Here is an 18216-nt window from a genome sequence, read left to right on the forward strand (position 1 = left end):
ATCAATAAAATCTATGTTGTAACTGAACCTCTGCCCTAACTCTGAGTTGTGCACAAACTTAATGTGATTGGTATTAGCATTCTTATCCAGGGATGACAATCAACCAGAATAATTATCCATTGACTGTTAGCAATTCTAATTGAAGTTATTCACTAGCTTTTTAGATTCGCTTCCTACCTCCAACACCGTATCATTTTCCTCGACCGATTCTGACACCATTTCCACCTGATCAATTTTAGCAAAACGACGACTTATCTTATGCGCACTGGTATGGATTTGCTTAACATCGCTAGCTGCCTGATCAATATGTCGGGCCAAATTATCAAAGCGACTGGTAAATCGATTGAAATCCTCGCCAAGCATTGCCAGATGCTCCTGAATAATATGCACCTGTTGCCGGGTTGCCTCATCTTTTAACACCGAACGTGCCGTCGTCAGTATCGCCATTAATGTCGTTGGCGATGCCAACCATACCCGTGCCCGGTGCGCGATTTCCACCAAATCTGGGTAATGACCATGAATTTCTGCAAAGATGGCTTCTGCCGGAATAAACATTACCGCTCCATCGGCAGTCTCATTACTGATAAGATACTTTTCTGAGATATCTTTGATGTGTTTTTTGATGTCTTGGCGAAATTGAGTTTGTGCCGCTTTACGCTCGGCATTGGTAAGCTGTAAGTCCTGCATCCGCTGATAAGACTCTAACGGAAATTTAGAGTCGATCACAACATTGCCTGTTGGTTTTGGTAAAAACAACATACAGTCGGCAATTTTTCCATTCGACAATGTGTGTTGAATAGAGAAATGCTTTTCAGGTAGTACATTTCGGATCAATGCATTGAGTTGCACTTCACCAAACGCGCCCCGGGAACGCTTATCCGCAAGCACTTCCTGCAAGCTAACCACATTTGATGAAAGCTCGGTGATCTTCTTTTGCGCATCATCGATTAGCGCTAAACGTTTAAGAATATCATTAAAGGTTTTCGTGGTTTTCTCAAACCCTTCAGACAAGCGATTTTCGACTTCTTTAGAAATGTCTTTTAAACGATTATCGGTTGAGTCTGTCAGTTCTTTCATGCTGCTGGCCAACGCTTTCGAGCTTTGTTGCAGACTTGTTTGCAATTCCTGGCGATGGGCTTGAGTTGATTGCTGTAAATGTTCGATTAATTGTTTAAAGCCGCTATTTTGATGCTCGCTGAACTTTTCTTTATGGTCGTGTAACGCTTGCATTAACGCCAGATGGTGTTCATTACTGGCTTTACTTTGATGTTGCTGCATTTGAAATAACAGCTTTTGAATTTGATTTTGCTGGGTATGCAGCCCCTGCTGAAAGCTATGTTGTATCGAGACATTTAATTGCGGTAGCAACGATTCCTGTAATTGCTCTATCAGAGGGTTTTCTATTTGTTGCTGCAAAATGGCAAGGGTCTTTCGATGCTGCAACCATTGCCAGATAAATAAACACAGCACTAGCGCTGTACTGATCAGACAAAATAACGTGAGATGAGTAACCTGTAATTGTTCCATGGTCGGGGCCTAAAACCACTGATTATATTTACAGTCATTTAAACACTAAAAGCGTTGCGATGCAAAAGTCATGTGACGTTAATGGATTTATCAGCCCCAGGTCTGCTTAGCTTGAAGGTTGTAGTTTCTGAACAATTACTTTAAGTTAAAAACTTCAACACAAAATAAACCTCAACGGTATAAGTGGATGTTATTTAAGAAAGTCACCACCTCAGACGTAAAAACCATCGCCTTGGTCGCGCACGATAATATGAAACCGGCCTTAATGGACTGGGTGGTCGCGCATAAAGACAAATTAATGCCCCACAAGCTCTATGCAACTGGCACAACCGGAAGTGTATTAGAACAGAAAACGGGAATGATAATTAACAAACTCATCAGTGGTCCACTAGGTGGCGATCAACAAATCGGAGCCCTGATCACGGAACAGGTAATTGATGTAATGATATTTTTCTGGGATCCATTAGAAGCCCAACCCCATGACCCCGACGTAAAAGCTCTACTGCGTCTGGCCGCCGTGTGGAATATTCCGGTCGCTTGTAACGTCGCTACCGCAGATCTATTAATTACGTCCAGCCTGTTTGATAAACCATTCGATAAAAACATTCCCGATTACGAGCGCTATCTTTGCGAACGTACCCAATAAAATTCCTGAAAACGTTCCTGCATTTACTTGATGCCAGGAGCGTTAACCTTGCAGTTATCCACCGGCAGAAGATCCCCATTTCCCCGAGTTTCCGTCACAAACGCCATTCATCGTTTAAAACGTTTACCGCCTGCTAAATTACCTCACCCTGTGCCAGTGATTCACGCATACGTAAATTTCCACAAGTTTTATTTACCCCGCTTCCGGCTTCGGGACTCATTTTGAATGCTATTTATCACTTTGCCAAACGCTTTATCTTTTGCGCGTTTTTGTGCCAAAGACGCGCTATTAAAGGCTTGCTCTTTGAGAAGTTTTTGGTAGCTGTCATAGCGACGCTGATCGAGCCTACCGTCATCAAGAGCCTGTTGAATAACACAACCTGGCTCACTGGTGTGACTACAATCACCGAATCGGCACTGTTTCGCCAATTCAATAATTTCCTGAAAGGTTTCCTGTACGCCTTGTTCAGCTGCCACTAACTGCAACTCACGCATACCAGGCGTATCAAGAATTAATGCACCGCTGGGTAACACCTTTAATGAGCGATAAGTGGTGGTATGCCTGCCTTTACTATCATCTTCTCGAATCGAAGCCGTTGCCATAACGTCTTCCTCCATCAAGGTATTCACCAAGGTAGATTTACCCACACCAGACGAACCAATAAGCACTATGGTATCTCCCTGTTTATAATACTCGGAAATTGCCGCAACCTGAGCAGTATCGAGGCCATTCACGCTGAGCAGGTTTAAGTGACTATCAAGATCCTTAACCTGTTGCAGTTTCTGGCTTACCTCTTCACATAAATCCGCTTTGGTTAACACAATTAGCACCGCCACCTCAGCTTCCCGAGCCATCACCAGATATCTTTCGATGCGGCTCAAGTTAAAATCCTGATTCAAAGAAGACACGATTAATGCCAAATCAATGTTCGCAGCAATCAATTGAGTATCGACCTTAGATCCAGCGGCTTTACGTTGAAACAAAGACTGACGCTCTAATACCCGAAAAAGCTGAAAATTGTCATCAAACAATATCCAGTCACCCACGCATACGCCTAGCTCCTGCTTGGTAAGCGCAACAGTAAAACTGCCCTCATCGGATGCAACCTTCAGTTGACTGCGATGATGCTCGACAACGCGAGCTATTTTCATGGTTTCGTATTCGTCTAGTGTTAATTGCTGCTGAAAAAAGGGCCGCCAACCCAGTTCGACCAATGATAAAGGGTGTTCACTCATAAGATTCTCTTTATTAGAAAGCCGGTACTTAATGATAAGACACAAGAAAGTCGTTAAGCAGGGGTTTTTGTAGTTGTTTTACTTGCAGGCATTGTGCGGTTTCACGAAGTTGCTTTTGTAAACTGGATTGAAAAATACTACGTTTTTCACTAAAAAAATCATACAGAGCCTGAGCATTGCCCCATTGACAGGACGGGGTAAACACTTCGGGCAGCACACTTTGGTAAAGTAACGGTAAGTTAGCCACCCATTTGCCAAAATCATCTTCCAGCCACTGATACAGGATTTCCTGTTGTTTATTCTGCCAAAACAAACGCTGTAATATGTACATGCGTTCGCCCGAGGTTAAATTCGCCTGTGGTGTGTTTTCAAAAATATAGTGAATAGCCGTAGGATCTCGAAAATACATGGCTTGAACAACGCTTTTACGCAATTCTGGATTTTTGGTGGACTTAGTTACCTGAAAATAACGATGCACCAGATCCTGCTGACTACGGTTGGCAAAAATTGCCGTCACCCTAAGGGCTTCGGTACCGAGTTCTGCACTGATCCCTGAGTTCTCTTTTAAATAGGGCGAAACCAAGCTTTGCAGATAGGTAATGGCCTGTTTATTACGCCCAAACTGGGCGAGTGCCCGCAACATCCGAGCCCGTAAGTAAACGATTTCATAGGATTGGCCCGGCGACTCCTTAAACCCAACTTTTTGCAACCAGGGTTCGAGCAACGCATTTACAAAATAGGCATAGGCGTTGAGATTGCGTTCATCCAGATATACATAACCCACACTGATGATTTCGTCGATGATGATCAAAGCGGTGGCGGGATGTTTAGTCGAGGCTAAAGTTTCCAGTATCTTTAAATGGTCATTAATGGTTTTCGCGCCAGTATCTAGCGCTTTGCGACTGTCGATAATGGCATGGATCTGTTGCTGCGGTTTTTGCGAAAGCAGATCGTTATGACCAGGTAAGGCCTTAGCCAAAGGCATAGCACTAACACACAGGCAACAGGCCGCAAGCGCGCCCCTTAACATTCGTTTAAGCAGGTAACTCACGTTTATAAATTGACTGAAGTTTTGAAAAGTTTTCGACCAGAGCAAACCAAATTTCCATTTAAGTCCGTCTGATCTAGTGTAGTTTGTTCTTAAATTTTTGCGCACAGCGCTTTATATGTTGCGCCTCCAATAGCGCTGCATCTCTAAAAACAAAAATGACGCGGTCCAGGTAATCAACACTAGTCCGGTTAGCGAAACAATCCCGGTTAGAAAACGAATATCTCCGGTTGGCGTAATATCACCAAAGCCCAGGGTTGAATAGGTCGTAAACCCAAAGTACACACAATCTAGCAGGGTGCCGGAAAATTCGCCCTTAAATTCACCAAATCCCGGTTCATGGTGCATCCAGTAAAATACCAGGCCAAAAATCCAAATCTCAATCGTATGGGCAATTAACGAGCCAACCACACCAAATAAGATTATGTACTTTGCTGGGATATTAAGTCGTGGTAATAATTTAGACAGGTACCACAGTGATTCGTAATGAATCAGTACAACCGTGGCGACGACCAAAGTATTTATCAAGGTTAATGCGATCATTAACTAATGTCCTTATAGAAAATCCCAAGCACCAATAATACCAATCCCATTAAATTATTGCTCACTCAGTGAGAAATTAAAGGCTTTTAGACAAGGCTTTGATTGCAGAGAATGGTTATTCCATTGTCTCAAAATCGGTCAAAATCAGTAACGCAGAATAAACGCCTTTAAAACTCACCCGCAGGGAGTTAGTGAGAGGCCCATTTACTGCCCTATATTTCATTAATATAGAATGACTATATCAATAAAATCTATGTTGTAAATGAACCTCGGCCCTAACTCTGAGTTGTGCACAAATTTAATGGGATTGGTATAATGCTTATCTTTACAAAATGTTAGTATTTTTTACAATCCCGGTTGCAAAATTTACCAGCCTTGACTTAACTCAATTTAACCCGGTTGTTTTCTGAGTATTACAAATGTTCGCGAAGTGGCAAACATAATATTAACAACTAAACTTCCTTAATAACCTGTTAATCCCAATAAGCTATGCAGTATCTATGACGTTTTAATAGAGATTAACTTAACGGGTGGAGTATATTGTATGTTCCATCAAAATATGACGATTAAACTGTGGCTGGTTATCTGGCTGACGTTTATCGGATTATATTTCGTTATTCCTCAATCTGACTTTTTAGATCAAGAAAATTTCGTTCTCCCAATCATGGAAAACACCGCTGATGAAGCCCTAAGCCCTCAGGGCCTTAATGAGCCGATGCAACGGCGTCCTGCCCTCGGCAATACCTCAACACCCACCTCAATGCCCGTGAGTGATACTGACACTCACGTTAACGATGAGGTAAACGGTGTTGTGGGTAGTGCGGTCAGCAGCACAATCAATGATACGACCAATGAAGAAGAGTTTGCCGATGATGATACCACTGCCAGTAATGCTGGCAGTGATAGCTACATTCCCAATGCCAACCTCCCCTACATCCCAGATTTGGAAATTGGGGTGACGGAGCGGGCACAAGTGCTAAACACACTAGGCCGACCTGCCAGGCAGCTACAACAAGGAAAGGTGCTAGAGTATTATTTTTCCCAGCATAGTGAGACATTGCAGGTAATTAGTGAAGAAGAATCCAACTTAATCATCCAAAATGAAATAGATTTACAAAGTCCGATGTACCATTTAATGATCGAATTCGATATGAACAATGTCATCATGGCCATGAATATGCAGCCGCTATAGGCCGCTCTGCCCTGTCACCAATTCAATCGATTTAACCATCCATCTCTACGATCCAACTATTCCTTCATCATCGCTTCAAAGCCTTTAACTGAAAACCCATTCAAAAAACGATCGCCAATTTTTAATACTGGAACTCCACGAAAACCCGTTCGACTAAACTCTTTTTGACCCGCTGGGGTTGATACATTGCAAAGCCGATAAGGAATATTTTTCTGCTGCAGATACGATTTCGCTGTCTCACAATGTGGGCAGCGATTGCGAGTATAAAGTACAACTTTTTTCATTAAGTATTAATCTCTTATATAAATTCTTCGGTCGGTATCTCTATTCATTGTCGCAGAAAAAGCTGAGTTCGTTCAGCACAGGAACTCAAAGTTCACATATCATTTCCACCCCAACCGCCATAGATTGCTGTCTTTGAGCTCACGCCAGTCTATTGAATACGGACAACCATTCAATACCGCCTGAATTTGGCAGTCCTGCACTCGGTTTTCCTCATCATACTCCACTGCCACGACAATAAAGTGCTTTTGACGGTTTTCAACCACACACCTGGTCCACTTACTATTGAGCAATTTTTTCGGGTTAATTTGATTGGTCACTGGATGTGGGCTCCGTCAAAAATTTAACGGTATGAATATGGAGAGAAAACGGGCCATGCTGTTTTTCGGAAATTAAAAAGCCAATTTGTTCAACATCAGCAAAATCTAAAGGGGGTACATTCTCAAGCACCATGCCTCGATACGTGGCAATGAAATCTTTGGGTTCGAAGAATAAGGTAATCCACTGATTTTCAATGGTATTGAAACTAACCTGGTAGGCATAGCCATCGAATTCTCGATTGGTGCGCAGACGAAACTGATAACGAGCGCCATCGCCTTTGATCCGCACCGAAATTCGCTCGGCCTGAGCATCGACACTCGATGGGAGTAATCGCCGTATCGAGGCAAAACCGCCATTGTTTTCCAGTGAAAGTTCGCCGAAAAAAATACCATTCTCGTCTTCCACCAAGAGCTGCCCCTGGGAAACTCCTCCCATAACGGTATCGTTAACCACCAACCACTGCTGCAATTCACCGCGGTCAGAAAAATCGACAATGTTCATTTCATTCGACCACGCACTTTTCCCGGAGAACAGCCCCCAGGTCAATGTTAAGCATGCCAACGTCTTCAAGGCTTTCATAATGCATCCAGAGCATGACAACATTCGACTGATAAATCGTGTCAGATCACTACGAATTTGTCTGGAATTTAGATCAGGCCGGCAGTGCACCCTAACATTTTAAAAAGGCTCGACGTTTGCGATAGGCAACGGTCACATCCGTTGCCAGCCCAGCAACAATCTCTCTGCCAGCAGTGTTAACCTCTCCTTAGAATAGAATATGCAGCAATATCTTGCGAACTAACAAAGCTCCATTTCCACCCCTTCGACAATTTTATCGGGATGGGTTAAGTACAGGTTATGATTAAGCAAGACAATACGCTCGTCCTGAGCGACAAGCAGTGCCGGAAAAGCGGTAGTTTGGATTATTTCCTGAAGCTCAGCTACATCAGCCAACTGATGCTCTGCGTCTTTTGATAATTTGTCTTTAAAAACTTTGCCTGGCATGGATAGATTAAAATGCTTGGCCAAAGCATCGAAATCTTCCGGCTCCACCATCTTCAACCCTTGCTGAAAATGCAGCTTCTGGATCTCTTCTAATACATCTAAGGCGATTTCCGGCTGTTTACCGGTTAACCATGCCATCAGATTAACAACGGATGTCGCATCCTGTGGTTGTTCACAACCTTGCAAGTAACCCTCGGAAAATGTCGCCGTGCTTTGATTCGCGACCGACTGGGCCAGCGCCTTTTTTACACCGTCACTGCCATCGTAATAAGCAACGTTCAACAGATGCAATTGCATTTCAGGATGGGCGTTAACCAATGCCCGAACCAAAGGGGTGGCGGCATAACTCCATGGACAATGGGAGTCGTAGATAAAAAACAATTCGCTGTTCATATGCGGCTCTAATAGAAAAAAAAGGAAGTGTAATGAGTTTAGCAGCTTAATGCCAGAGCTAAGCTAAATAGACGGTGATGTTGTTGTCAATCCTGAGAAAATTCAGACCATACAGGGCCCTGGAAAGTGTGCGCTTTCATAGATCAGATAAGAAATTACACATCATCGATATTTAACTAAACATGTATAAGCGCCGCCAATTTTGGGCTAGTCTTGCAAGGGTACCGCCCGCACCGGATCTTGAGGTGCCTGTTGACTGCGATTGTCCTGATAATCTTGTAGCTGTTGCAACGCTATTTTCACCGCTTTTTGTAATTGCGCATCTTTACCTTTAACACTCATCAGTAAATTTTCATGCACTTCGATATCCGGCGAAACCCCCTCATTTTCAACCGCCCAGCGCCCTTGTAGATCATAAAATCCACTGCGCGGCGTTGTCATAAAGCCACCATCGACGAACGAAGGAACGCCCCAAATACCCACCAGACCGCCCCAGGTGCGGGTGCCAACAATCGTACCGAGTTTATGAAAACGAAATAAATACGGAAACATGTCGCCGCCGGAACCAGCCATCTCATTGATCATTAAAACCTTGGGCCCAGCAATGATTGCTCCTGGGCTGGTCAATGGCTGGTCAGGGCGTAACACATTATTAAAATAACCACTTAACTTGCGGCTTAACACATCAATCATATAATCGGCAATAAACCCACCGCCATTGTAGCGCTCATCAATAATCACGCCTTTACGGTCGGCCTGAGCAAAAAAGTAACGATTGAAAAACGCATACCCCTTAGCCCCGGTATCTGGCACCCAGACATAAGCCAGTTGATTGTCAGATGCCATCGACACATACCGCCGATTGTCTTCGATCCAGGCCATCTGTCGCAAGCTGGATTCGTTCTCAATAGGCTTGATCCAAAAGTCTTTGGTTTTACCGGTTTTGGCTGATCTTATGGTAATTTTTGTCTGCCTATTTAAGGTGCCATTGAAATATTCATAAAAATTATTTTCAACGGACAGTCTGCGATCGTTCACTGCAACAATAACATCACCGGATGCAATCTGATTACGATAACGCGATAGTGGCGCATATTGATTAATGGCAGCATTCCATTGCTCACCCGTGAATATGCGCGCGAATGTGAATGTATTGTTTTTTACGGTGATATCGGCTCCCAATAAGCCCACCTGACTCTGCGGAATATCCGGGAAATCCCCACCGCCATTAAAGGAGTGACCCACGGACGTTTCCGCCCCTAGATTATCGAGCAGATAGTTAAGATCGGCCAGATGATTAACACCGGCAAGTAGCGGTGAATAGTCCCGCCAAATCTTTTGCCAATTGGCACCATGAAGATTATTCACATAAAAATAGTCCCGCTGATAGCGCCAGGCTTCGCGAAACTTTTGTTGCCATTCTCGTTTAGGCTGTAAATACATATCCAGAGAAAGACTTAATCCTGGTGCGTCTTTGATGCCATCAACGTCTTGTGAAAGCTTCCATAAACTGCCCTGTTGTGCCAATAATGCTTCACCATTAGCCGCTAACGCATATTCCTTTACGCCTTTTAATAGCAATCGAGATTTTTGCTCATCAAAATCGAATAAATACAGGTTTTTTTCATCATCATTGATGGCTTTGATCATCAATAATCCAGACTCGGAACTGGCCAGCTCGCTAAAGTGTCCTTTCCCTACCGGTACCGCAATCTGACGATTTTGGATGCCAGCGAAATCGATACTGATTGTTTTTTTGTCACTCGAGGGTTTTTCATCGTTGGGTTTATCATCATCGCTACTTGTATCCTGATGATTCGCTTTATCTGGCTCCTGATCCCGCTTAAATGGCAACGGACTTTCGCCATCCTTTTGCAGCAAAGTCGCATAAACCTGATAGTTTTCCTTGGCTTTCCCGGTAGTGCTTAAATCCAGCCAAGGCGCTTTGCTGGCAAAATCAACGCTTGCGGTAATAAACAAGTACTTGCCTTTTCTATCCCAGGCATAGCTGCGGTTATCGGCCATAGAGTCGGTAACTTGATAAGACTTATTAGCAGTAAAATCGTAAATAAAGATATCCATCAAAAAATTTCGACCTGCTTTACGATAAGCCAGATAATGACTGTCCGGTGACCAACTCGGAGCGATCATTCCATAGGGGATAACCTGAGTGTCTTGATCAATGTGTTTAAGTTCCCCTGTATCTGTAGAAATTATCCAGATCCGTTGCTTTTGATCGGTAAATGACAGCTTTTTACTATTTGGCGACCATCGTAAATTTTTGTAAAAACCTTCACTTTGTAACGGGTAGCTTTTTGGCTTGTGACCGAACTGGTCAGTAATGACTAATTGATATTCACCTGACTTATCGGAAAACCAGGCAATATGCTTACCATCAGGTGACCATTGAGCATCCACCTCACGCTGCCAACTCTGACTTAGATTACGCTCTTCACCTTGTTCAACCGGCACACTAAACACTTCGCCCCGAGCAACAAACAAAGCCCGCTTGCCACTAGCGGATATTGCAGCCGATTCGATATGTTTGTTTGCCTTAACCCAATGCTGACGTGTCCAGGGGAAGTCACCGAACAATTGAATGTTCAGCAGGCTATCTGAAACTATTGCCTGTTTCGTTATTGCTGACGCTTTGCTTATTTTTGGATCACCTTTTGCTTGAGTAGCTTTTGTGTGATTGGCTTTCGAAAAATGATTTTGATACAACCGACCGTGTTGCTCCCACACTAAGGTGTCTTTCCACACAGAGAATGACTTTACGTCATAATCTTTATGGTGAGTAAGTTGTTCTGCTTGGTTGTCGTCACGGGCATTGCTGGGCATGCGGTAAACATTCATCACCCCGTCCCGATCGGACAAAAAGTAAATAAATGGGTTTACCCATACCGGCTGAGCTTGTTTTTCCTGCTGCCATGGGAGCATGGTCTCTTCCAGAGTATTCAGGTCAACAACGCGAAGTGGCTGATTCTGTCCACCTCGATATTTACGCCAGCCATCATCCCATGGGGTGATTTTTTGATAGACAAATTTGTCGCCGTTCAGGTTATAGCTTCCGTGCTCAGCCCTTGGCATCGGTAATGATACAGGTGTGCCGCCTTTGACCGGGATAGTGAAAAATTTGGGTAAGCTAATTGGTGCGGTTTCTCGACTAGATGCAAAGACAACATGCGAAGAATCCGGGTTCCAGCCCCGAACTAAATCGTTGCCGGGATGCCAGGTAAGCTGAGTAATGTTGCCACCGCCTACCGGCATCAAAAACACATCAAAATTACCATTTAACTGTGCGCTAAATGCTATCCACTTGCCATCGGGTGAAATTTTCGGACTTTGTGCCTGATCCTGAAATGAGGTTAAACGAAATGCCTTCAGATTTGACAAGCTTGCCTGCCAGATATCCTGACCGTAGGTAAACACCAAAGTATCTTGGTGAATATCGACCTGTCGCAATAACAAGGGATTTTCGCGTTGTCGGTCTGTCCCCGCGTAAGCCTTGCTATGAGTTACGATAGAAAAAATGACAAAAACGAAAACACAAACAAAGTAAGATCGAATCATGAAGCCTCGTCCATTATTTTTATAAATCAGATGGATATAGATTCAATACTAGTTTAAAGCACAAGTTTTGCGGCCAAACGGGAGCGATTAATAGCAATAAAACATATAGATTTTAGGTGTTTAATCGTAAATACAATCGTAATCGAATTTTCCATGAATCTTGGTAAACCTTGTTAACCAGAAATTAACATGTAAATTTTGAACAATTTTTCGTCTAACTCTATGAAAACAATATCATTGCTCAATCAGCGTACAAACTTTGACAATTTAAATGTTAGTAGTTTGTAAAATGAGCAATTATACCGTTGATCTGATCCCCCATGATACTTACATTGCTTATCAAACACGTGCTTATACCACCAGAGAACGAACAATAAGAATAACTCGTTAAACCGGTTTACCCCGTCAACGATGCTCAACATCAGCCTTTAGGTTACTGACGTAACATCGCTTGACCGTTTTCCGACGTTATCCTGCATTGGCCATCAACGGCACCCTTTCTCTTGTATAGAGCTAACAAATTTATATTTTCAATGCTTGCCTGAATTCACGGCATCAGAGGTAAATTTTCATGGGTTTAAAGCGTCACAAAAATAACAAGGTATCGACGAACTTGGTACCATTAGCAAGCAGTTTATTGGCAGTGGGGTTATCTGTCAGTGCTTATGCAAATACCGAAGCAGAACAACAAATCATCATTACCCCTAAAGCCGGTGTTGCGCCAACGTCATTGCTAAATCAGCTCAAACATATTGATACAGAGTTTGACCTTAAACATGAACAAAAATATCAACGGCTGATTGAGCGCTTTAATGCCAGAATCGTCAAGGTAAACCAAGATAAATTATCACAAAAGTTGAAAACGTTAAGGAATCATCCATTTATCGAAAGCGCTGAGGTCAACGAACTTGTTGATTTGGCCGCAACACCAAACGACCCCAAATTTTCAAATGCCTGGCACCTGTCAAAAATGAATGTAGATCAGGTATGGGATTCTGTGACAGGACAAGGTGTTGTGGTTGCGGTACTTGATACGGGTGTCGATGAAACCCACCCGGACCTTGTCGAAAATTTGCTGCCGGGGTATAACGCGGTAAGCAATAACAGCGATCTTACCGATATTCACGGTCATGGTACCAAAGTTTCCGGAGTCATTGCTGCAACATCCAACAACAATATTGGAGTGACATCCATCGCCTGGGACAGCAAAATATTGCCGATTAAAGTTTCCGAAAGAAGTGATGGTGTCGCGTCTTTTCTCGATATCGCCGATGCGCTGGTCTATGCCGCCGATAATGGTGCCGATATTGCCAATATCAGTTACCGGGTAACGCAAAGCAGTACCATAACAAACGCCGCAAAATACTTTTATGAAAAAGGCGGTTTGGTAGTAGCTGCCGCAGGTAACAACGGCAGTGACCAAAATTGTTCAGACAATCAATACATCATCACGGTTTCAGCAACAACGTCTAAAGATGCACTGGCCAGCTGGTCAAACTTTGGTAATTGCATCGACGTTTCTGCACCGGGCAGCGGCATTCAGACCACGACTAAAAATGGTGGATATGGTAGCGTAAGTGGAACGTCTTTCGCATCTCCGGCTACCGCTGCGGTTCTGGCATTACTTAAGCAAAAAAATCCCAAGCTCAGCAATTCGGAACTCGAAAGCTTACTAGAAGCTAACGCCGATACCAGCATGTTTAGCGGTGAGTACAGTGCTAAGTTTGGTCATGGCCGGGTAGACGCGTATGCCGCCGTCTATCAAGGGGTTTACGTACCCGAGCCCGATCAGGATAGTAGCGCTCCATCGGTAGCGATTACCTCGCCAGTGCATAATCAAGATGTATCAGACTCAATTAATGTCAGTATCGATGCTGCTGATAATATTGGCGTTACCTCGGTCGAGCTTTACTTCAGAGGTAATCTGTTCGCTACCGACCAAAATGCTCCTTATGAATTTAATATCGATGCCAGCAACCTGGCAGAAGGTGCCAAAACTTTATATGCCCGTGCCATTGATGCGGCGGGCAATGTTGGTGAATCAGAAGAAATTACTGTCAATCTGGTAAGTGATCCACAACCTGCGCCTGATCCAACGCCAGATGTCAGCAATGATACAACGTCACCAACCGTTTATTTTGTTACGCCGACTGAATATAAAGAAGTTGCCGGTGAAGTTGATATTACGTTTGATGCATTTGATGATGTTGCCATCGATTATGTTGAGATCTATTTCCGCAATTCTTTGGTTAAAACCTTTAAAACAGGCCCTTACGAGCTAACTATTAATGTCGGTAACCTGAACGATGGCGACAGGCCGCTAAAAGCTGTGGCTTATGATAAAGCGGGTAACAAAACCAAAACCAACAACTACTATATTCGCGTCAATAACTCGTTAAACCCGATAACGCCAGAACCTGACCCGGATCCAGAGCCAACGCCAGATCCAGAAGTACCTGAGCCAACGGATCCCGGTGTTGATACTGTCGCTCCTCAGGTAACATTTGTTACCCCTGTAGCCAATCAAACGGTAAGCGGTACCCTGGATATCGAGATTGATGCGTCCGACGATCAGGAATTGGATTATGTGCAGCTCTATTTCCGCGGGCGTGCATCAAAACTAATGACCGAAGCACCTTTTACCCATAAGATTAATGTAAGTAATCTGAGAAGTGGCGAGAAAACCCTGGAAGCCGTGGCTTTCGACAAAGCCGGTAATTCGACAGCGACGTTAATTGAGGTCAACATCCAATAACGGCAAAGCCCTGAGCGTGAGCTCAGGGCTTTTAGCAATTTTCAACCGAATTATTTTCCGATTACAACATCAAAGGCCGCTTTAAATAGCTGCATATGCACATCCGCTAAAGCTTGCATATCACGCTGATAATACCAATTCCATTAAGTTTGTGCACAACTCAGAGTTAGGGCAGAGGTTCAGTTACAACATAGATTTCGTTGATATAGTCATTCTATATTAATGAAATATAGGGCAGTAAATGGGCCTCTCACTAACTCCCTACGGGTGAGTTTTAAAGGCATTTATCCTGCGTTACTGATTTTGACAATGGAATAACCATTCTCTGCAATCAAAGCCTTGTCTAAAAGACTTTAAATTCTCACTGAGTGAGCAATAATTTAATGGGATTGGTATAACCACCACCAATCACTGCAGCCACCGGTAAGCCGCGTTGCAGACATTGCGCAAAAACCAACCGGTCTCTTTGATATATGCCTTTGGTTGTTATGTTCAGATGACCCAGATCATCATCTTCATGAATATCAACACCCGCATCATAAATCACTGCATCAATATCGTAGCAATTTAGCGCCAGCTGTAACGCCTGTTCAACGGTCTGTAGGTATTCCTCATCGTTTAGGTGCTTATCCAGAGCAAAGTCCATATCGGAATGTTGTTTACGATAAGGGAAGTTTTTTTCACAGTGCAACGACACAGTAATGATGTCATCCCTACCCTGTGCCAGCGCTGCAGTACCATCACCTTGGTGGACATCACAATCAAAAATTAAAACACGATGTATATCTTCATATTTCAGCATTTGGTCTGCCGCCAGATACAAATCATTGATCATACAAAAGCCAGAGCCAAAGTCGGCGAATGCATGATGGTAGCCACCGGTAAGATTAATCGCAATGCCATGTTGATAGGCAAGTTGTGCGGTCAGTAGCGTACCGCCAACTGCGGTAAAAGTGCGTTTTACCAATTGTTCGGACCAGGGGAAGCCAATACGGCGCATGGCTTTGTGATCCAGTTGATTGGAAACTAGAGCCTGGACGTAGTCCTTATCAATTAACGGCGACGCTTTCGTGTGTGGTAACTCCTCAGGAGTGTGAAAGCTCTCTTTAGATACGCCCTCGGTTATCAAGCGCTCATAAATAGTTCGATATTTATCAATGGGAAAGCGATGCCGCTCAGGCAGGTCGAGCTGACTATAAATCGGGTGAAACACCAGGGGGATATTAAATGACTTCATTCAGCGGCGCTGTCAGTAAATTACGTAGCTTTATTCTATTACGTAGCTTTATTCTATACCAAATGGGTATCGTACAAACCCAAACCAGAGTTTTAATCAAAGTCCTAACCTAAAAAGCCCCGGGTTCCCTGCCGGCGCTTTTTCAACAATTTTGTCAATTAAAAACGCAGAGACAAGCAGCTTAATCCGCCATCTAACTTCTGAAATTCCGACATGTCCACTTCCCGGGTTTTGTAGCCTAACTGCTGAATTTTATGCAACGCTTTAGGAAAGCCTTTGGGCACTAACACCGTGCCGTTTATCCATACCGAGTTGGCGGCATAGTCTTCATCCGCATCAATTTCAATCCGATTAAAATCAGCAAAATCGGGATGCGTATGCATCTCGCCATAGGTTAACAGGTTGTTGTTTTCCAAATAACTTAAACCGGTTTTCAGGTGTAAAAGCTCAGACATGGCCACCATGGAACCCGTCATTCCATGTAGTGCCAACATATCCATTAACTGACTGGCCCCATGGGTATCGGTGCGTTCGGAGAGGCCAATATAAAAGTGTTTACCAACCATCATGATATCACCCGCTTCCACGTGACCTTTGCTACCAATACGTAGCAACTGTGGATAAAATTCTTGGATGGCATCTTCAATGTGTTCGGTCTCGCCTCTACGGCTTTGTGCGCCTGGATTGGTAATAATGGCGCAATTAGGCGTAAGCAGAGCAACGTCTTCGACAAAACACGAATCTGGATAGGCTTCCAACGCTGGCAATTCAGTAACCTGCAAACCACATTCCTTAAGTGCGCTGATATAATCCTGATGTTGTTCACAGGCTAATTCGTAATCCGGTAACCCCATATTGGCGGTGGTAAGTCCACTTAGCATTGCTTTACAAGGTTTACGGACAATGGCTCTGGTAAACATATTTACTCCTAATGTTTATTGGTATACAACCCATGTGCCTAATAGCGCTAAGAGTGAAAATAGCGCTGCCAACAGGGCAATGGTTAGCTGAAGAATACTTATTGGTTGCTGTTGCTTATAATCTTGCCATTGCAGTTTGATACTCGCTAGCGCCGTAGCAAGGTATACGATAACGACCGCGAATGTGGCAATAATCAGCAAATACTCATAACTTTTGATCAGTGACTCATAGTGATTAAAAGACAATAAAATCACCCCGACAGTGCTTGAAAATAACAGCGCCCGTACGGGTGTTCCTTTGGCGTTTTGTTGGCTGAAATATTTAGGAAACATGCCATCTCTCGCCCCAGCGTTCATAATTGTACCGGTGATCATAATACACACGTTTAACGTGCCACTTATCGCAAATAGTGCGCCAATCGTAATAATTACCGCACCTGAACTACCGACAAGGATTTGCGCTGCATCAGCAAAAGGCGAGGCGGAATGTTGCAACTCAGTCAAAGGAATAATCGACATCAATCCAAACATCGCGATCATATAAACGGCAGCGGCGGTGAGCGTACCAAGAATCGAGGCTCGGGGAATGGTTTTTTTCGGTTCTATCGTATCTTCCGATGGTAAAGTCGCCGATTCAACCCCAATAAAGGCAAACATCACCAGTAAACATAATCCCGATACCATACTAAATAATGTGTCGTTATCCGGATTCAGAGCTGGAATGTTATTTACCTCGCCAAACATAGCGCCGGCAATGCCTAAACCAACCAGAGGCAAAATTTTAATCACCGTGGTAACCAGTTGTACAGCACTCGCCTCGCGTACGCCGCGAATATTAATCGTCGTAAAGACAAGAATTATCGCAATCGCGAATACGCCACTGTACCATGAATTGTTGTCGATAAATGGCAGATAAGCTTTGCTATAGCCTGTAAATGACAACGCCAGAGCTGCTACCGAAGCAACTAAAGATATCCAGTAGCCCCAGGCCACAATGCCGGCGAATTTGCGCCCAAACGCTTCTTGTACATAAAAATAAGGACCACCTAAACCCGGCTTGCGAGCAGAGAGAAAACTATAACTTAACGCTAAGCATATCGCGCCAAAGCCAGTTACCGCCCAAGCAATAAAGCTATAACTGCCATACGGCGCTAGCAAGGCTGGCATGGTTAAAATTCCCGAGCCTATCATCATCCCCGCAACTAGCGCCCAAGAACGCCAAATTCCAATGGTCTTGGTTGCGTGGGTTTGCCCTGTGGTGCTTGTATCAAGACTCCTAGCGCTTTGGCTTACAGTATTTTGACCTTCGGTATTATGAACAAATGAATTCATTATTATTTTTCTAATCATTATTTTTATAGGCATGATTACCGTAAGAAACAACGGCAAAAGCAACGAGCGAAGATATCTGTGTACAAACAGAAGAAGCTAATCAAAAGCCATACTTGTCCATTGAATTTACAGTAGTTTTTATGCTTTGCCTAGTCATTGCCGCATTTAGCTTTGCATATTTCAGGATGGTATAGCAACGTCATCGAT

General features: G+C 43.7%; 15 protein-coding genes. 3 read left to right on the forward strand and 12 right to left on the reverse strand.

What is annotated here, in order from left to right; translation table 11 throughout:
• Nucleotides 1–135: 135 nt before the first annotated feature.
• Nucleotides 136–1527, reverse strand: a complete 1392-nt coding sequence (gene rmuC / locus ACHUFQ_RS12010; protein WP_394175868.1) for a DNA recombination protein RmuC — start codon at nt 1525–1527, stop codon at nt 136–138.
• A gap of 187 nt (nt 1528–1714) precedes the next feature.
• Here rmuC and ACHUFQ_RS12015 point away from each other — a divergent pair, with 187 nt between their 5' ends.
• Nucleotides 1715–2173 carry a methylglyoxal synthase gene (locus ACHUFQ_RS12015; protein ID WP_394175870.1) on the forward strand — a complete coding sequence of 153 codons (459 nt, stop codon included), beginning with the start codon at nt 1715–1717 and terminating at the stop codon, nt 2171–2173.
• Nucleotides 2174–2361: 188 nt separating this feature from the next.
• Here the strand turns inward: ACHUFQ_RS12015 and rsgA are convergent, their stop codons facing one another.
• The 3 genes from rsgA to ACHUFQ_RS12030 all read right to left on the reverse strand — a co-directional run bounded on the left by rsgA (nt 2362) and on the right by ACHUFQ_RS12030 (nt 4999).
• Nucleotides 2362–3408, reverse strand: coding sequence for a ribosome small subunit-dependent GTPase A (rsgA, locus tag ACHUFQ_RS12020; protein ID WP_394175872.1), 1047 nt, complete (start codon nt 3406–3408; stop codon nt 2362–2364).
• A 28-nt stretch (nt 3409–3436) separates the two neighbouring features.
• Nucleotides 3437–4438 carry an ERAP1-like C-terminal domain-containing protein gene (locus ACHUFQ_RS12025; protein ID WP_394175874.1) on the reverse strand — a complete coding sequence of 334 codons (1002 nt, stop codon included), beginning with the start codon at nt 4436–4438 and terminating at the stop codon, nt 3437–3439.
• Between the two features lie 132 nt (nt 4439–4570).
• Nucleotides 4571–4999 carry an ion channel gene (locus ACHUFQ_RS12030; protein WP_394175875.1) on the reverse strand — a complete coding sequence of 143 codons (429 nt, stop codon included), beginning with the start codon at nt 4997–4999 and terminating at the stop codon, nt 4571–4573.
• A gap of 544 nt (nt 5000–5543) precedes the next feature.
• Here ACHUFQ_RS12030 and ACHUFQ_RS12035 point away from each other — a divergent pair.
• On the forward strand, nt 5544–6191 hold the full coding sequence (locus ACHUFQ_RS12035) for a hypothetical protein (RefSeq protein ID WP_394175877.1): 648 nt from the start codon (nt 5544–5546) through the stop codon (nt 6189–6191).
• A gap of 56 nt (nt 6192–6247) precedes the next feature.
• Here ACHUFQ_RS12035 and ACHUFQ_RS12040 read toward each other — a convergent pair whose 3' ends face one another.
• From ACHUFQ_RS12040 to ACHUFQ_RS12060, 5 genes are all read right to left on the reverse strand, one after another.
• Nucleotides 6248–6475, reverse strand: a complete 228-nt coding sequence (locus ACHUFQ_RS12040) for a glutaredoxin family protein (protein ID WP_394175879.1) — start codon at nt 6473–6475, stop codon at nt 6248–6250.
• Nucleotides 6476–6574: 99 nt separating this feature from the next.
• On the reverse strand, nt 6575–6793 hold the full coding sequence (locus ACHUFQ_RS12045; RefSeq protein WP_394175881.1) for a TIGR02450 family Trp-rich protein: 219 nt from the start codon (nt 6791–6793) through the stop codon (nt 6575–6577).
• The gene (locus ACHUFQ_RS12050) at nt 6777–7373 is read right to left on the reverse strand and encodes a CIA30 family protein (RefSeq protein ID WP_394175882.1); all 597 of its coding nucleotides are present in this window, start codon (nt 7371–7373) and stop codon (nt 6777–6779) included. Before ACHUFQ_RS12050 ends, ACHUFQ_RS12045 begins: the two co-directional genes overlap by 17 nt.
• Nucleotides 7374–7592: 219 nt before the next feature.
• Nucleotides 7593–8192 (reverse strand): protein-disulfide isomerase, encoded by a 600-nt coding sequence (locus ACHUFQ_RS12055; RefSeq protein WP_394175884.1) that lies wholly within the window; start codon nt 8190–8192, stop codon nt 7593–7595.
• A 207-nt stretch (nt 8193–8399) separates the two neighbouring features.
• On the reverse strand, nt 8400–11765 hold the full coding sequence (locus ACHUFQ_RS12060; RefSeq protein ID WP_394175886.1) for a S41 family peptidase: 3366 nt from the start codon (nt 11763–11765) through the stop codon (nt 8400–8402).
• A gap of 571 nt (nt 11766–12336) precedes the next feature.
• Here ACHUFQ_RS12060 and ACHUFQ_RS12065 point away from each other — a divergent pair.
• On the forward strand, nt 12337–14520 hold the full coding sequence (locus ACHUFQ_RS12065; protein WP_394175888.1) for a S8 family serine peptidase: 2184 nt from the start codon (nt 12337–12339) through the stop codon (nt 14518–14520).
• A gap of 361 nt (nt 14521–14881) precedes the next feature.
• Here the strand turns inward: ACHUFQ_RS12065 and ACHUFQ_RS12070 are convergent, their stop codons facing one another.
• The 3 genes from ACHUFQ_RS12070 to ACHUFQ_RS12080 form a co-directional block, all read right to left on the reverse strand.
• Complete coding sequence (locus tag ACHUFQ_RS12070) at nt 14882–15757, reverse strand: histone deacetylase family protein (protein WP_394175890.1); 876 nt, start codon at nt 15755–15757, stop codon at nt 14882–14884.
• Between the two features lie 158 nt (nt 15758–15915).
• Nucleotides 15916–16677, reverse strand: coding sequence for a dimethylarginine dimethylaminohydrolase family protein (locus ACHUFQ_RS12075; protein WP_394175891.1), 762 nt, complete (start codon nt 16675–16677; stop codon nt 15916–15918).
• 15 nt (nt 16678–16692) lie between these two features.
• Nucleotides 16693–18009 carry an APC family permease gene (locus ACHUFQ_RS12080; RefSeq protein ID WP_394175893.1) on the reverse strand — a complete coding sequence of 439 codons (1317 nt, stop codon included), beginning with the start codon at nt 18007–18009 and terminating at the stop codon, nt 16693–16695.
• Between the last annotated feature and the right edge of the window lie 207 nt (nt 18010–18216).

The organism is Thalassotalea litorea, from assembly GCF_043642205.1.
Classification (GTDB): Bacteria; Pseudomonadota; Gammaproteobacteria; order Enterobacterales; family Alteromonadaceae; genus Thalassotalea_A; species Thalassotalea_A litorea.

What these genes read in the sequence shown, in the direction of transcription:
- ACHUFQ_RS12065 (WP_394175888.1), top strand. Translation starts at nt 12,337, where the DNA reads ATGGGTTTAAAGCGTCACAAAAATAACAAGGTATCGACGAACTTGGTA.
- ACHUFQ_RS12050 (WP_394175882.1), bottom strand. Translation starts at nt 7,373, where the DNA reads ATGAAAGCCTTGAAGACGTTGGCATGCTTAACATTGACCTGGGGGCTG.
- ACHUFQ_RS12080 (WP_394175893.1), bottom strand. Translation starts at nt 18,009, where the DNA reads ATGAATTCATTTGTTCATAATACCGAAGGTCAAAATACTGTAAGCCAA.
- ACHUFQ_RS12060 (WP_394175886.1), bottom strand. Translation starts at nt 11,765, where the DNA reads ATGATTCGATCTTACTTTGTTTGTGTTTTCGTTTTTGTCATTTTTTCT.
- rsgA (WP_394175872.1), bottom strand. Translation starts at nt 3,408, where the DNA reads ATGAGTGAACACCCTTTATCATTGGTCGAACTGGGTTGGCGGCCCTTT.
- ACHUFQ_RS12075 (WP_394175891.1), bottom strand. Translation starts at nt 16,677, where the DNA reads ATGTTTACCAGAGCCATTGTCCGTAAACCTTGTAAAGCAATGCTAAGT.
- ACHUFQ_RS12030 (WP_394175875.1), bottom strand. Translation starts at nt 4,999, where the DNA reads ATGATCGCATTAACCTTGATAAATACTTTGGTCGTCGCCACGGTTGTA.
- rmuC (WP_394175868.1), bottom strand. Translation starts at nt 1,527, where the DNA reads ATGGAACAATTACAGGTTACTCATCTCACGTTATTTTGTCTGATCAGT.
- ACHUFQ_RS12025 (WP_394175874.1), bottom strand. Translation starts at nt 4,438, where the DNA reads ATGTTAAGGGGCGCGCTTGCGGCCTGTTGCCTGTGTGTTAGTGCTATG.
- ACHUFQ_RS12055 (WP_394175884.1), bottom strand. Translation starts at nt 8,192, where the DNA reads ATGAACAGCGAATTGTTTTTTATCTACGACTCCCATTGTCCATGGAGT.
- ACHUFQ_RS12070 (WP_394175890.1), bottom strand. Translation starts at nt 15,757, where the DNA reads ATGAAGTCATTTAATATCCCCCTGGTGTTTCACCCGATTTATAGTCAG.
- ACHUFQ_RS12015 (WP_394175870.1), top strand. Translation starts at nt 1,715, where the DNA reads ATGTTATTTAAGAAAGTCACCACCTCAGACGTAAAAACCATCGCCTTG.
- ACHUFQ_RS12035 (WP_394175877.1), top strand. Translation starts at nt 5,544, where the DNA reads ATGTTCCATCAAAATATGACGATTAAACTGTGGCTGGTTATCTGGCTG.
- ACHUFQ_RS12040 (WP_394175879.1), bottom strand. Translation starts at nt 6,475, where the DNA reads ATGAAAAAAGTTGTACTTTATACTCGCAATCGCTGCCCACATTGTGAG.